General features: G+C 38.2%; 14 protein-coding genes and 1 pseudogene. 4 read left to right on the forward strand and 11 right to left on the reverse strand.

Translation table 11 applies throughout. The features are described 5' to 3' along the window. Positions 1-203 precede the first annotated feature (203 nt). From AMD00_RS06385 to AMD00_RS06395, 4 genes and pseudogenes are all read left to right on the forward strand, one after another. Positions 204-389, forward strand: a complete 186-nt coding sequence (locus AMD00_RS06385; RefSeq protein WP_053416211.1) for a hypothetical protein — start codon at positions 204-206, stop codon at positions 387-389. A gap of 27 nt (positions 390-416) precedes the next feature. After that, positions 417-509 (forward strand): annotated as a pseudogene (locus tag AMD00_RS24125) (Arm DNA-binding domain-containing protein); the annotation flags it as partial. Then, complete coding sequence (locus tag AMD00_RS06390; protein ID WP_053416212.1) at positions 492-857, forward strand: tyrosine-type recombinase/integrase; 366 nt, start codon at positions 492-494, stop codon at positions 855-857. The pseudogene AMD00_RS24125 and the gene AMD00_RS06390, both read left to right, overlap by 18 nt. A gap of 55 nt (positions 858-912) precedes the next feature. Further along, positions 913-1,314 carry a site-specific integrase gene (locus AMD00_RS06395; protein ID WP_053416213.1) on the forward strand — a complete coding sequence of 134 codons (402 nt, stop codon included), beginning with the start codon at positions 913-915 and terminating at the stop codon, positions 1,312-1,314. Between the two features lie 145 nt (positions 1,315-1,459). Here AMD00_RS06395 and AMD00_RS06400 read toward each other — a convergent pair whose 3' ends face one another. From AMD00_RS06400 to bcd, 11 genes are all read right to left on the reverse strand, one after another. Then, positions 1,460-2,461 (reverse strand): aromatic acid exporter family protein, encoded by a 1,002-nt coding sequence (locus AMD00_RS06400; RefSeq protein WP_053416214.1) that lies wholly within the window; start codon positions 2,459-2,461, stop codon positions 1,460-1,462. A 79-nt stretch (positions 2,462-2,540) separates the two neighbouring features. After that, complete coding sequence (locus tag AMD00_RS06405; RefSeq protein ID WP_053416215.1) at positions 2,541-2,981, reverse strand: BrxA/BrxB family bacilliredoxin; 441 nt, start codon at positions 2,979-2,981, stop codon at positions 2,541-2,543. A gap of 131 nt (positions 2,982-3,112) precedes the next feature. Next, positions 3,113-3,346 (reverse strand): hypothetical protein, encoded by a 234-nt coding sequence (locus AMD00_RS06410; RefSeq protein ID WP_053416216.1) that lies wholly within the window; start codon positions 3,344-3,346, stop codon positions 3,113-3,115. 168 nt (positions 3,347-3,514) lie between these two features. After that, positions 3,515-4,600, reverse strand: a complete 1,086-nt coding sequence (gene meaB, locus AMD00_RS06415; protein ID WP_053416217.1) for a methylmalonyl Co-A mutase-associated GTPase MeaB — start codon at positions 4,598-4,600, stop codon at positions 3,515-3,517. Beyond that, the gene (scpA, locus tag AMD00_RS06420; RefSeq protein ID WP_053416218.1) at positions 4,600-6,753 is read right to left on the reverse strand and encodes a methylmalonyl-CoA mutase; all 2,154 of its coding nucleotides are present in this window, start codon (positions 6,751-6,753) and stop codon (positions 4,600-4,602) included. Before scpA ends, meaB begins: the two co-directional genes overlap by 1 nt. Beyond that, positions 6,750-8,453, reverse strand: coding sequence for a methylmalonyl-CoA mutase family protein (locus AMD00_RS06425; RefSeq protein ID WP_053416219.1), 1,704 nt, complete (start codon positions 8,451-8,453; stop codon positions 6,750-6,752). Before AMD00_RS06425 ends, scpA begins: the two co-directional genes overlap by 4 nt. 118 nt (positions 8,454-8,571) lie before the next feature. Further along, positions 8,572-9,873: a dihydrolipoamide acetyltransferase family protein gene (locus AMD00_RS06430; protein WP_053416220.1), complete on the reverse strand. Its 1,302-nt coding sequence runs from the start codon at positions 9,871-9,873 to the stop codon at positions 8,572-8,574. A 19-nt stretch (positions 9,874-9,892) separates the two neighbouring features. After that, positions 9,893-10,876: an alpha-ketoacid dehydrogenase subunit beta gene (locus AMD00_RS06435; RefSeq protein WP_053416221.1), complete on the reverse strand. Its 984-nt coding sequence runs from the start codon at positions 10,874-10,876 to the stop codon at positions 9,893-9,895. Then, positions 10,876-11,892, reverse strand: coding sequence for a thiamine pyrophosphate-dependent dehydrogenase E1 component subunit alpha (locus AMD00_RS06440; RefSeq protein WP_053416222.1), 1,017 nt, complete (start codon positions 11,890-11,892; stop codon positions 10,876-10,878). Before AMD00_RS06440 ends, AMD00_RS06435 begins: the two co-directional genes overlap by 1 nt. Positions 11,893-11,908: 16 nt before the next feature. Then, complete coding sequence (gene lpdA / locus AMD00_RS06445) at positions 11,909-13,336, reverse strand: dihydrolipoyl dehydrogenase (RefSeq protein WP_053416223.1); 1,428 nt, start codon at positions 13,334-13,336, stop codon at positions 11,909-11,911. A gap of 185 nt (positions 13,337-13,521) precedes the next feature. Next, a complete protein-coding gene (bcd, locus tag AMD00_RS06450) occupies positions 13,522-14,616 on the reverse strand; it encodes a branched-chain amino acid dehydrogenase (RefSeq protein WP_053416224.1) in 1,095 nt (364 codons plus the stop codon). Between the last annotated feature and the right edge of the window lie 100 nt (positions 14,617-14,716).

Below are 14,716 nucleotides of genomic sequence, written 5' to 3' on the forward strand. Positions count from 1 at the left end.
ATGTACCTTCATCCCCTTTTCGTTGAATACCAAGAGCATAAGGCTAAGAATTTTGCCCTACATGTAGCGATACCAACTTTCATGTTGGACGAATTATATCAAATACATAAGTATCGTTTAAGTGTATGGATGATACAAGAGATGTTTAATGTCGAAGAAAATTTTGCAAAAAAAAGGTTAATTCAGTACGCAGAGAAGCTGAAATGTATTGGTTAACGGATACCAATATACAGCAATATATGTTGTTATTAATTAGAGGGGGTGTTGTTAATAGGCAAACCCGTCCGAACGCCTGCCAACGTTTGAAAGGAACAGTTAAAATGGCTAAACCAAAATTAATAAAAACCGCAAAAGATAAAGATTTATTCTGGTACAAAGATAATGAATGAAAGAAAAAATTCGCCTACGATTATCGCTATTATGATATTGGTAAGCGTAAAGAAAAGAGTCAGCAAGGTTTTAACACCGATAAAGAAGCGCTAAGAGAATTATTGAAGGTAAAGACACAGGTTGTTAACGGACATGTTAAACAAGTGTCAGACAGTAATTTAGACATAGCTACCTGGTGTGATATTTTTCTCGAGTCTAAAAAACCGTTTTGGAAACCCAATACGTATGACTCAAGAGCTAGAACAGTAAGACTTTATATTAAACCTTTGTTAGGATCATTTAATCTTTCGAAACTAGACATAATGACATACCAAAGAGTTTTCATTAATGTTCTTTCTTCAAAATTATCGCCTGGAAGCGTTAAAAGCGCTCATAAAATATTTTCAACTATGATCAATGCAGCAGTAGAAAATGAAATAATTCCAAGAAATAGGTTTTCAAAAGTTTCTATAAAAAAAAATATATGAAGATATTGAAGCCAATATCCTTAGTGTGGACCAGTTGTAACGTTTTCTAGATTTAATGAAACAAAGAAGCGTTACGCAATATACAATTGCGCATTTTCTTGCCTTTACAGGTATGCGAATAGGCGAAGCACTTGCTTTGACCTGGCAAGATGTTGACTTTGAAAATGGGATAATAAATATTAATAAATCAAGAGGCTCATTTGGCGTAGGAACACCAAAGACATTAAATAGCTATAGAACAATTCCAATTGACGAAACAGTCGTTTCTACTCTTAAAAAATATTCCATCTACTTCTACTGTAAGGAACTAAAGTTCTCTGTTAGAGTACCTTTTAAGGATGATGCACAAATTTTTATTCCTCATCTAAACTTAGATGGTATTGGTGTATCTTCTACCAAATCAAATTTCAATTTGGCTGGGAAGCTATTAGGATTTCAACTGTTGCAAATCGTCTAGGTGATTCATCTGAAATGGTTTTAAAAGTATATGCTCATGCTTCTGATGAAAACAAAAATGTACCACTTGAAGTGTTCAAAAATGCACTTCAAATGGGATACATTTTCATTTTTCTTTTAAAATGGGGGACTTTTTGGGGGACTAGTCAGTTTTCAGCATTTGATTTCTTTTTAAAATGCTTACGTGACGGGCTTATTCCCTTGAAATCTTTCTTTATCGCAAGGTAGAGGTCCATTTCCTCTATAAATTGATATAAAGAAGCCATAGCAAGGAAGTTCTCATGTGTTGTTGGTAAAGGTAATTTTGCAAACTCTGCTTTCACTACTTCTAACTTTTCTCTATATTTGTTAGCGGTATTCCCTGCTGAATTAATATTTTGTGACATATCCGCAAGAAAGTCCGCTACAAGCTCGGCTTGCTCTACGATAACTGGAAGATCTGTGATTTTAGGTAAGACTCGTTCTATTATTTCAAATTGTTGTTCACGTATATCAAAATACATATAATATAGATTTTCGCGTCTTGTTAAGTGATTTTCAACATCTTGAAAGGCTAAAGATTTTGCTTGATTTAGCACTTCAACAGCTTCAAGTAATTCTTTACCATCCCAACTCGTATCACCATTACGTAAATACTTCTCTATTTCCACAAAAATTGCAGTATAAAGCTCCTCAATGCGTATGAGATATTGTTCAAGTCTGTGTTTTATATCTGGCATATAAATGTTCAACGCTAGTCCTGTTCCGAATCCAATTAACATTAGCGATAACTCATTTTTTAAAAGAGCAATTGTAAAATCTCCAGTATGGAAAATGTGTAAAATAATAACGACACTGGAGACAAAAGCGGGTATTATATTCAACATTACTAAAATAGGCAAGTATAAAAGTATCATACAGCCAAGTACTATTGGGTGATACCCTACACCTTCAAAAAATAGAAATGCCATTATCATCCCAATAATGCTTGCTAATAAACGTGTATAAACTTCATGGAGTGACTGCTTTTTTGTAGTTTGAATACTTAAAATCGTTAAAATGCCTGCAGAGGTAAAAAAATCTAAGCCGAAGTATTCTGCTAATCCAATTGAGATCGTTGCACCAATTGCCGTTTTCAGCGTACGATAGCCTATTGAAAATCTCTTCACTGAATCATTCTCCTTGTCATTTTAAGCGTTAAAAAGGCCGTCTCTAGTCATATATGACATTAGAGACAGCCTATTTCTATTATACTTCTTCGCAGTATTCTTCAAATAAAGCTTGAATACTAGTTATAACTGACATTGGATCATGTCCTTCAATTTCATGACGTCCAATTTCAGCTACAGCTTGGCCATCTTTTAGTAAAACGAATGACGGAGATGATGGTAAATGATCCTCGCCAAAATGCATACGTGCCTGAGCAGTTGCTTCTTTATCTTGTCCAGCAAAAACTGTTACTAAATGTGTTGGTCGTTTATCATAATGTACAGCATGCGCTGCTGCTGGGCGTGCGATACCACCTGCACAACCACAGACTGAGTTTACCATTACTAAAGTTGTACCAGGACGTTTAAATGCCTCATCTACTGCCTCAGGTGTAGTCAACTCTTCATAGCCACTTGCGACCATTTCTCCACGCGCTTGGCGTAGCATATCTGTCATAAACAAATCATAATCCATATTCATGTTGTAACGCTCCCTTCAAATTCTCTTTAACTATAACAGGTGAATACATGCATTTCAAAGCACTTGTTCAAAAACAAGGTGATTTCCGATACTAATATAAGTTTTAATAGTATTCCGGCTCTCCACACAAATTATTCGTTGGTCAAAATTAAAGTGCAATCCTTCATATCGTCTTTATAGATATATTTCGCTACTACTTGCACAAACCCCTTTAACTTCAAAATAATTGTTACCCTCTTACCCTCGTATGTATAAAAAGTATTCTTTACTGAACCATCAATATTCAACTGAGAATCATCAATTAAGCGAAAAATACTTACCTGATGAATTTCAAAAGCAGATGCAGGTAATGATTTTGTTTGCACTGCAAAATAACACTTTTCATGACTGTATCTACTTCCACAAAAAATGATATTTTTATGATAAATTATTTTTAGTTATAAGTACAGTACTGAGTTGTTTTACGATTTAGAAATCAAAAGGACCATCAATTTACACAGATGGTCCATCCTTTTGGTATAAGTTGTTGATATTTATTCTTTATTAAATAATTGATCGACGCCTTGAGTGACGGTTAATCGACCTTGTAAAATCTGCTCTTCTAAGCTTTTTACTTGTTGCTTGCGTTCTGGCACTCCGTAAAAAGAATCGATTAAATGATCTGTAATCATTGAACGGAACCATTCAGTCGTTTGTTCATTACGTCTGGTGGACCAATAATTAGTTTCCTCACCGATTTCTTTAAACTGTAAAATCGTATCCCAAACTTTTTCTAAACCTTTATTTTCATACGATGAAACCGCCATAGATTGCGTCGTCCAGCCTGGTGTCGCTTGTTGTAGGAAATGAATAAATTGCTTATATTCAGCTACTGTTTTTTTAGCTGACCGTACATTGTCACCATCAGCTTTATGAACAACAATTGTGTCAGCAAGCTCCATAATGCCCTTTTTCATGCCTTGCAGTTCATCTCCCGCACCTGTTAAAACGAGTAAAAGGAAGAAGTCTACCATGCCACGGACGATCGTTTCACTTTGTCCAACACCAACTGTTTCAATCAAGATAATATCATAACCTGCTGCCTCACATAACAGCATTGTTTCTCGTGACTTTTTGTGCACACCACCTAGAGTACCTGCAGATGGAGAAGGCCTGATAAAAGCACTTGGATTGCGCGTTAGCTCTTCCATTCTTGTTTTATCTCCGAGAATACTCCCACCAGTTAAGCTAGAACTTGGATCAATAGCGAGTACAGCCACTCGATGTCCCATATTACATAATTTTCCGCCAAACGCTTCGATAAAAGTACTTTTACCTGCACCAGGCACCCCAGTAATACCAATACGAATACTATTTCCAGTATGGGGTAATAGTTCTTGTAATAATTCTTGGCCCTTCTCTTTATGGTACTTATTCGTACTTTCTAAAAGAGTAATGGCTTTTGATAAATGGAGTCTAGAACCAGCCAGAACTTGCTTCGCGAGCTCTGAGATATTAATATCGTCATTATTCTTTTTACGGAATTTTTTTCGACCTGAGGGCACCATTCCATCATGAGATGCGGCGATACCATCCATTACAAATAATGCACCATCGTCCATCCCTTTGTTGTAGTCCATTATTCTACCACTTCCTCGTAGCCTAATTTTCTATAGATTTCTTCAATCACTTTTTGTGCACTAACAGGAATTACTGTACCTGGACCGAAAATAGCACAGGCACCATTGTCGTATAGGAATTGGTAATCTTGTGCTGGAATTACCCCACCAACAACAATTAATATGTCTTCTCGCCCAATTTTCTTTAACTCTTCGCGCAGTTCTGGCACTAGAGTTCTATGACCAGCTGCGAGTGAACTTACACCAACGACATGAACATCATTTTCTACAGCCATTGCTGCAGTTTCTGCTGGTGTTTGGAATAATGGACTGATATCAACATCAAAACCAAGGTCAGCAAATGCTGTTGCAATTACTTTCGCTCCGCGGTCATGACCATCTTGTCCCATTTTCGCAATTAAGATACGTGGACGACGTCCTTCGTTTTCTAAGAAGCCTTCAGCCATATCTTGTACTTCACGAATCTCTTCCTCATTTGAAAAGTTTGCACTATAAACGCCACTAATTGAGCGAATAATTGCCTTATGACGACCAGAAACAACCTCAATAGCATCAGAAATTTCACCTAGAGTTGCGCGAGCACGCGCTGCATCTACTGCACAAGCTAATAAGTTTTCACCGCCTGTTGCAGTTGCATTTGTAATGCGAGCAAGTAAGCGTTGTACTTCTTTATCATCGCGTTTGTCACGCATGGCCTTAATACGGTCAATTTGTTTTTGACGCACGATTGTGTTATCAATATTCAAAATGTCGATTGGCTCTTCCTCTGTAAGACGGAATTTGTTAACTCCGACAATTGTTTCAGCTTTAGAGTCAATTTTCGCTTGTCGTTTTGCAGCAGCTTCTTCAATTTTCATTTTCGGAAGACCTGTTTCAATCGCTTTCGCCATGCCGCCTAATTCTTCGATTTCTTCGATATGTTCCCATGCTTTTTTCATCAGTTCATCCGTTAATTTTTCAACATAGAATGAGCCACCCCATGGATCGATTACTTTCGTCATTAACGTTTCTTCTTGTAAGAATAGTTGCGTATTACGTGCAATACGCGCTGAGAAATCAGTTGGTAATGCAATAGCTTCGTCTAGGGCGTTTGTGTGCAATGATTGCGTATGCCCCATTGAAGATGCATTTGCTTCGATTAAAGTTCGAGTTACATTATTAAAAGGATCCTGCTCTGTTAAAGACCATCCAGAAGTTTGTGAGTGTGTACGTAATGCTAATGTTTTTGGGTTCTTAGGATTGAATGTGCTCATCATTTGAGCCCAAATACGACGTCCAGCACGCATTTTCGCTACTTCCATATAGTAATTCATACCGATCGCCCAGAAGAACGACAGACGCGGTGCAAATGAATCGATATCGATTCCTGCTTTTAATCCTGTACGTACGTATTCAAGACCATCTACTAAAGTGTAGCCAAGCTCGATATCTGCTGTTGCACCTGCTTCTTGTAAATGGTAACCAGAAATAGAGATCGAATTAAATTTAGGCATGAAGTTTGAAGTATATTCGAAAATATCTGCAATAATTTTCATTGAAACAGCTGGTGGGTAAATATATGTATTACGCACCATGTACTCTTTTAAAATATCATTTTGTATTGTACCAGCAAGTTTATCAGGTGTTACACCTTGTTCTTCGGCAGCTACAATATAAAAAGCTAAAATCGGTAATACAGCACCATTCATCGTCATTGATACTGACATTTGATCTAGTGGAATACCATCGAATAGAATTTTCATATCTTCAATAGAGTCAATGGCAACGCCTGCTTTACCGACATCACCTGTTACACGAGGGTGATCTGAGTCATAACCACGGTGAGTGGCTAAGTCGAATGCCACAGACAGACCTTTTTGTCCCATCGCTAAGTTACGACGATAAAAAGCATTACTTTCTTCAGCAGTAGAGAAACCTGCATATTGACGAACTGTCCATGGGCGACCTACATACATCGTTGGATACGGTCCACGTGTATTTGGCGCAATACCTGGCCAGTCTTTTAAGTGTTTTAGGTTATCCAAATCTTGCTCAGTATAAGTTGACTTGATCTCTATGCCTTCATTGGTCATGAAATTCTTATCTTCTTTTACTACTTGATTAGCAGTTAATATGGCATCGATATTTATCTCTTTGAAATTTGGCTTACTCATCGTTGGACCTCCTTCACATCTGCTGTTAAGCTCGTCAATTTTTCAATGATATTTTGACCTGCGAAGATGAAGCCATTTAAGCCTGCTTCAATCCATTCATCTTGCTCTTCTTTGAACTTACCTGCTACATCAAGTGAAATATGTGCTGGCTTAACTTCTAAGAGTGCTGGTATATATTCGTACATCGCATCATCTTGCCCACACACTACGACGAATTTCGCATCTGTTGCAGTTAACCAATCTTTCGCTTCATCCACGGAAAGAATTTCAGGGCTTTTTTCTGGCACAATACCTGCTGTTGCAAAGAAGCCAGAAACAAAATCTGCACGTGGTTTGAATTGTTTTAATTGACCAATTGTTAGTAGTGCGACTTTAGGTTGGTTTTTAGCATAGTTTAAGCAAAGCTCTTCAAATGGTTTTGCTAAGCGATTGTAATCTGCAAATAACGGATTATTGCGCTCATCAATTTCATCTGCCGGGTTTGCGTAAATATTCGTACCGATTAGCGATTTTTTACGAGTTTCTACTTCTTTCATTCGCTGATCCATTGTTTCTTTTAATAAAGCATCTAATTGTCCATTTGTTTTTACAGCATTGTATCCGCCTGCTTCTTGTAACTCATTAAATAATGCCCATGCGTCTTTAACTAAATCGGCTGTTAAAGTTTCGATGAAATATGAACCACCAGATGGATCGATGATATGTTCTACATGTGTTTCCTCTTTAACAACTAATTGCACGTTACGTGCGATACGAATAGATTTGTCATCTGGAAAAGATAAAACATCATGTGGATGTACTGTACAAACGTCTGCGCCACCAAGTATTGCCGAGAACGCTTCATTGCCTGCACGTAAAAGGTTAACGTACACATCTAATTTAGAGAAACTACGTAAAGAAGTTTCAGTAACAATTGCTACTGGTAAGTCTTTATCCGTACCATAAGCGGATGTAAACGCTTTCCAAAGCACTCTGAAAGCACGGAGTTTAGCGATTTCAACGAAGAACTGAGTATCCACTGCAAAGGTAACAAAGAATTTCTTCGCAAATGATTCGATATCTTCTTCAGTTTCCATGTAATGGGCAGCTTGTAGTAATGCGATAGCCAATTCCTGTACTGCATGTGCACCTTCATAGTGAGCTTCTAGTACATTAGCATTGCGTGTACGGACATTATGGAAACCTTTTAAATTGAGTTTATCTGCACTAGATATGTAGCCTTTAACAGCATCTTTTTGGTCTTCTTTAATATAGTTAAATACTTGTAATAAAGCATCTTGATTGTTTTGTATATTCAGTTTGAATGAATTTTCAGTAAAAAGTGTTGACAATTCTTTCAAAGTTTGTTCATCCCACGCAAAATTCACTCGACTATCAATATTAATAATATCGTTACCTTTTGCCAAAGATTCTTTAACGCCTTGAAGTAAAGCTTCCGGTGAATCTGCAAATGTTTGTTGTGCTGCTAAACATTCTTCCCCTGTTTTTAATGAACGAATAGTCGAAACTTGTTCTGCTAATTTCCCATCTAATTTCTCAACTAGTTGGTCTTGTGTATAAATTGGCTCAAATGAAATACCCTCGATTGTTTTTGTGATTAAAGATTCGAATGGTTTACCTTTTAAAGCCTTAACAGCAGATTCTTGCCATTGATCGTAATTAGCTTGTGAGAATTCAATTTCTTTCATATTGTTCTTCATGTGGACGCTAACTAGCTTCCCCCCTTCGGTAATTCTATTCCTATTTTACACAAGTATATCGAATCGCAAAAGTATAAAAAAATCTGAAAATCGCAATATTGCGATTTTCAGACTACTGTTAATAAATAGAAGTGTTGTCTTTTGATGTATTTTCGAGAATTTCTTTGACTCTAGCAAGAAATTTCCCGCAAATCAATCCATCTAAAACTCTATGATCTAAAGATAAACATAAATTTACTATATCTCTTGCAGCAAACATTCCACCATTCATAATTACCGGACGTTTAACTATCGACTCAACTTGAATAATCGCTGCTTGTGGGTAATTAATAATTCCCATAGACTGCACCGAGCCAAATGATCCCGTATTATTTACAGTAAATGTTCCACCTTGCATATCTTCAGATTTCAATTTACCAGCACGAACTTTTCCTGCAAGATCATTAATTTCTCTAGCAATGCCTTTTATTGACTTTTCATCGGCGTGTTTGATCACCGGGACAAAAAGTGCATCTTCAGTTGCGACTGCTATAGAGATATGGATATCTTTTTTCTGAATAATTTTATCGCCTGCCCACATAGAATTCATCATCGGGAATTCCTTTAGAGCTTGCGCAATAGCTTTCACGAAAAAGGCAAAGTACGTAATGTTATAACCTTCAGATTGTTTGAATTCAGTTTTAATGGAGTCTCGGTAATTAACCAAGTTCGTAACGTCTGCTTCAACCATCATCCAAGCATGTGGAGCTTCGTGTTTACTACGTAACATATTATTCGCGATTGCTTTACGAATATTAGTTACAGGAATTTCAATATCACCTGTTGCTGTTTGTACTGCTGGAACAGGTTGTGATTTTTGTGGTTCAGGATCCTGTGTTACTTGTTCAGTAATTGCCTCCAGTGGTTGTTGTGCTGCTAGACTACTTGTTGGAATGTTTCCACTGTCTACAAGTTTTTGAACGTCTTTTCGTGTTATTCGCCCTTCAGCACCTGTACCTTCGACTAATTGAAGATCTATACTATGTTCTTGGGCTAGCTTTAAAACAGCCGGTGAATAGCGTGCCTTACCTGCACCGCGATTCACTACTGGCGCATTTACCGTTTGTTGAGGAGCTGATACTGATGCTGGCTGTGAGATTGGTTCTGACTGTTGTGAAGTTAGTTGTTGCTCAATTACCTCTTCTGTTTCAATTGTGCAGACGCTTTCACCAACAGCTAATGTATTGCCTTCACCAACGATTAACTCCTTAATGACGCCAGAGAAAGATGACGGCAAGTCTGCTGTGACTTTATCCGTGTTCACTTCCGCCAAAGAATCGTATTTCTGTACTGTATCACCAGGTTTTACTAACCATTTTTCAATTGTACCTTCCGTAACACTTTCCCCAAGCTGAGGCATCTTAATTGTTTGAATTGCCATGAATATCTCCCCCTTTACGTCAGAACGCCGCTAATTCGCGCATCGCCTTTTCAACTTTTTCTGGATTAATCATGAAGTATTTCTCCATCGTCGGTGCATATGGCATTGCGGGAATGTCTGGTCCAGCAAGTCTTTTTATTGGTGCATCTAAATCGAATAAGCAGTTTTCTGCAATGATTGCTGCCACTTCGCTAATAATACTACCTTCTTTGTTGTCTTCAGTGACAAGTAGCACTTTTCCTGTTTTAGATGCCGCTTCAATAATTGCCTCTTTATCTAATGGATAGATCGTACGCAAGTCTAGAATATGAGCCGAAATACCGTCTTGTGCCATACGTTCAGCTGCTTGTAACGCGAAGTGTACAGCAAGACCATAAGTAATTACAGTAATATCTTCCCCTTCACGTTTCACATCCGCCTTCCCGATTTCGATCGTATAATCCTCTTCAGGGACCGCACCTTTAATAAGGCGATAAGCTCGTTTATGTTCAAAAAACAACACCGGATCTTCATCACGAATAGCTGCTTTTAACAAGCCTTTCGCATCGTAAGGTGTAGATGGAATAACTATTTTCAAACCAGGCTGATTCGCAAATACAGCCTCTACAGATTGCGAATGATAAAGAGCACCGTGAATTCCGCCTCCGAATGGTGCGCGAATTACTATCGGACAAGTCCAATCGTTGTTTGAACGGTAACGAATACGTGATGCTTCTGAAATAATTTGATTGACTGCTGGCATAATAAAATCAGCAAATTGCATTTCAGCAATAGGTCTTAAACCGTACATTGCAGCACCGATCCCGACACCCGCAATCGCAGATTCTGCAAGCGGTGTATCTAACACGCGCTCTTCACCAAACTGATCGTATAATCCTTGAGTTGCTTTAAAAACGCCACCTTTTCGGCCAACGTCTTCACCTAATATAAAAACACGCTCATCGCGTTCCATTTCTTCCTTCATCGCAAGAGTAATTGCATCAATATAGGATAAAACCGCCATTAAATACTCCCTCCATCTTCAGCATAGACGAATTTTAGCGCATCTTCTGGAGCAGCATATGGAGCTTGCTCTGCATAATCCGTCGCTTCGTTTACTTCTGTCATAATGCGTTCATTGATTTCTGTTTCAAGAGCATCAGTTAGAATCCCTTGCTCATGCAAGTATTTTGCAAATGTAATGATTGGATCTGTAGCACGGCCTTCTGCTAAGTCTTCTGCCGTACGATATTGGCGATCATCATCATCAGAAGAGTGGGCAGTTAAGCGATAAGTTACCGTTTCTATTAAGCTAGGTCCTTCCCCGTTACGAGCACGGTCAGCTGCTTCTTTAACCACTTTATATACTTCAATTGGATCTTTACCATCTACAGTAACACCTGGCATCCCGTATCCAATTGCACGGTCTGAAACATTTTTACACGCTAATTGTTTTTCAACCGGTACTGAAATCGCATATTTATTGTTTTCAACCATTATGATTACTGGTAATTTGTGTACTCCTGCAAAGTTTGCACCTTCGTGAAAATCTCCTTGGTTTGAAGAACCTTCTCCGAGAGTAACAAATGTGATGAAGTTTTTCTTTTGCATTTTTCCTGCAAGTGCTACCCCAACAGCATGAGGGACTTGTGTCGTAACAGGTGATGATCCTGTTAAAATCCGATTTTTCTTTTGGCCGAAGTGCCCCGGCATTTGACGTCCACCTGAGTTAGGATCTTCCGCCTTTGCAAACGCCGATAGCATTAACTCTTTTGTCGTCATACCAAAGTGAAGGACAACCCCCATATCACGATAATACGGCGCAATATAATCTTTCTTATTATCTAGTGCAAAGGCCGCACCTACTTGCGCAGCTTCTTGCCCTTGACAAGAAATCACAAATGGAATTTTACCCGCACGGTTTAATAGCCACATACGTTCATCGATTCTACGTGCAAGTAACATTGTTTCGTACATTTTTAATACATCTTCGTTTGTTAAACCGATTGCTTCATGACGATTTTCAACCTTTTTAACCATTTCTCCCAGCTCCTTCTTACATATGAATTGCATTACCATCAACTGCTAATGCCGCTTCTCCAAGTACCTCACTTAATGTTGGATGTGGGTGAACACTATGCGCAATTTCCCAAGGCGTTGCATCTAACACCATTGCAAGGCCCGCTTCAGCAATCATATCTGTCACATGTGGCCCAATCATGTGCACTCCCACAAGATCGTTAGTCTCACTATTCGCTATCATTTTCACAAAGCCGTCTGACTCTCCGTAAACAAGCGCTTTGCCAATTGCTTTAAAAGGAAACTTACCAACTTTAATAGGTATTCCCTCTTTCTTCGCCTGTTCTTCAGTTAAACCAACACTAGCTGCCTCAGGACTTGAGTAAATACAACGTGAAATCCAATTATCATCTACTTTTTCAGTTGTGATTCCTGCAATATGCTCTATAGCATGTATACCTTCATGAGAAGCAACGTGAGCAAGCTGTAAACCACCAATGACATCACCAATCGCATATATATGCGATTCCTTCGTTTGAAAGTGATTATTTGTTTGGATAAAGCCATTTTCTACAACAATATCTGTATTCTCTAGTCCTATACCTTCTACATTTGCCTGTCTGCCAACCGAAACAAGTATTTTGTCTGCAATATAATTTTGATTTTCGCCCAATACTTCTGCTTCTATTGATACTTTATTATTTGCAATTGACAGCGTTTCTGCTAATACTTTTGCAGAAGTTACAAATTTAATTCCTTTATTTTCTAATAACTTTTTCATTTCTTTTGAAATATCTTGATCTTCAGTTGGTAGTATGTGATCTGCATATTCAATAACAGTTACTTCAACACCAAAATCGTTTAACATTGATGCCCACTCAATCCCTATGACACCACCACCAACAATTAGAATGGATGCTGGAAGCTCTTTTAACGAAAGCGCTTCATCAGAAGTAATAACGAATTCACCGTCAATTGTTAACCCTGGTAACGTACGTGGTCTAGAACCTGTAGCCACAATAACATTTTGAGGAATAAGCATTTCATTTTCCTCACCGTTTGCCAGTTCAACCGAAATTGTACCAGGCATTGGTGAGAAGATAGAAGGTCCAAGAATTCGACCGATTCCTTCATAAACGTCGATCTTGCCTTTCTTCATTAATGCTTGCACACCTTGATGTAATTGTGCCACAATGGAATCTTTTCTATCCTGCACTCTACTAAAATCAAGCGTTACTTCTCCTGTATTTACTCCAAATGAAGAAGCATGATTCTTTGTTGTCGCGAAGACTTCCGCACTTCTAAGTAATGCTTTACTTGGAATACAACCTTTATGTAAACATGTACCCCCTAGCTTCCCTTTTTCAACAACGGCTGTTTTTAATCCAAGTTTTGCTGCTCGAATTGCTGCTACGTAGCCACCTGTACCGCCACCTAAAATAACTACATCATAGTCCTTAGCCATTTGAACACTTCCTTTCATCAAAACATGTAAGACAAGCTCTCTTATAATATAACATTTCGTAGTTGACATTCCCCAATGTCAGCCTATTAAAATCACAAACTTATTTGCAGTTCGTAGACTTTTCTCCCAATATAAATCCGTTCAGAAATGAAGTACCCCTACCTTATTTCTGAACGGCCCTTTTATTAACGATTAGATAATATGTGCTTTCCATTTTGCAAGAATGTGCTACGTGATTTTGCCATACGCTCAATACGTTCCTCTGCTAAACGGTTAGCAGCTAAATAAGTTGGAATCCCATCACGTTTTGCTATATCTATTACTTTCGCTATATTATCGTAAATCCCTTCAACTCGCTTCATCGCACGGTCACGGTTGTAGCCATATAATTCATCAGCGACATTGATTACGCCACCTGCATTAATAACATAATCTGGAGCATAAATGATACCTTCGTTATGAATAATATCTCCGTGTATAGAATCTTTTAACTGGTTGTTAGCGGAACCTGCAATGACTTTTGCTTTTAATTGTGGAATAGTTTCATCATTAATAATAGCACCTAGTGCACATGGTGCAAAAATATCAACATCCTGAGCATAGATTTCTGTTGGATCAACCGCAGTTGCACCAAAGTCCTCTACCACTCTCTTTACAGCGTTTTCATTAATATCTGTGACGATTAATTGTGCGCCTTCTTCGTGTAAATATTTACACAGTGTGTACGCTACGTTTCCTAAGCCCTGTACAGCAATTTTCTTACCTTCCAAGTGGTCGTTACCAAATGCCTCTTTAGCTGCTGCTTTCATGCCCACAAATACACCATATGCAGTTACTGGCGATGGGTTACCTGATGAACCAAATGCTGGAGAAATACCTGTTACATAATTTGTTTCTTCATGAATCAAATCCATATCTGCTACAGTTGTACCAACATCTTCTGCTGTAATATATCTACCATTCAAACCTTGTACGAATCTTCCTAGCGCACGGAACATTTCTTCATTTTTATCTTTTAAAGGATCTCCGATGATTACTGTTTTTCCCCCACCAAGATTTAGACCCGCAGCTGCATTTTTATAAGTCATGCCACGTGCTAGGCGTAAAGCATCTTCAATTGCATCTGCCTCTGAAGCATAAGTCCACATACGAGTGCCACCAAGTGCCGGCCCTAAAGTTGTGTCATGTATAGCTACTATAGCTTTTAGTCCTGAAGTTTTATCCTGACAAAACACTAATTGTTCGTAATCATATTTCTCCATGTATTTGAAAATTTCCATTGTATTGCCCCCTTTTATATGTTGACCAATCTTTTACCCTAGTTTTCTAGGTCACTATATTATTAGCAAAAAGCGTGCCAACATATATAAAGACGAAATG

It is taken from the genome of Viridibacillus arvi, assembly GCF_001274945.1.
Lineage (GTDB): Bacteria > Bacillota > Bacilli > Bacillales_A > Planococcaceae > Viridibacillus > Viridibacillus arvi.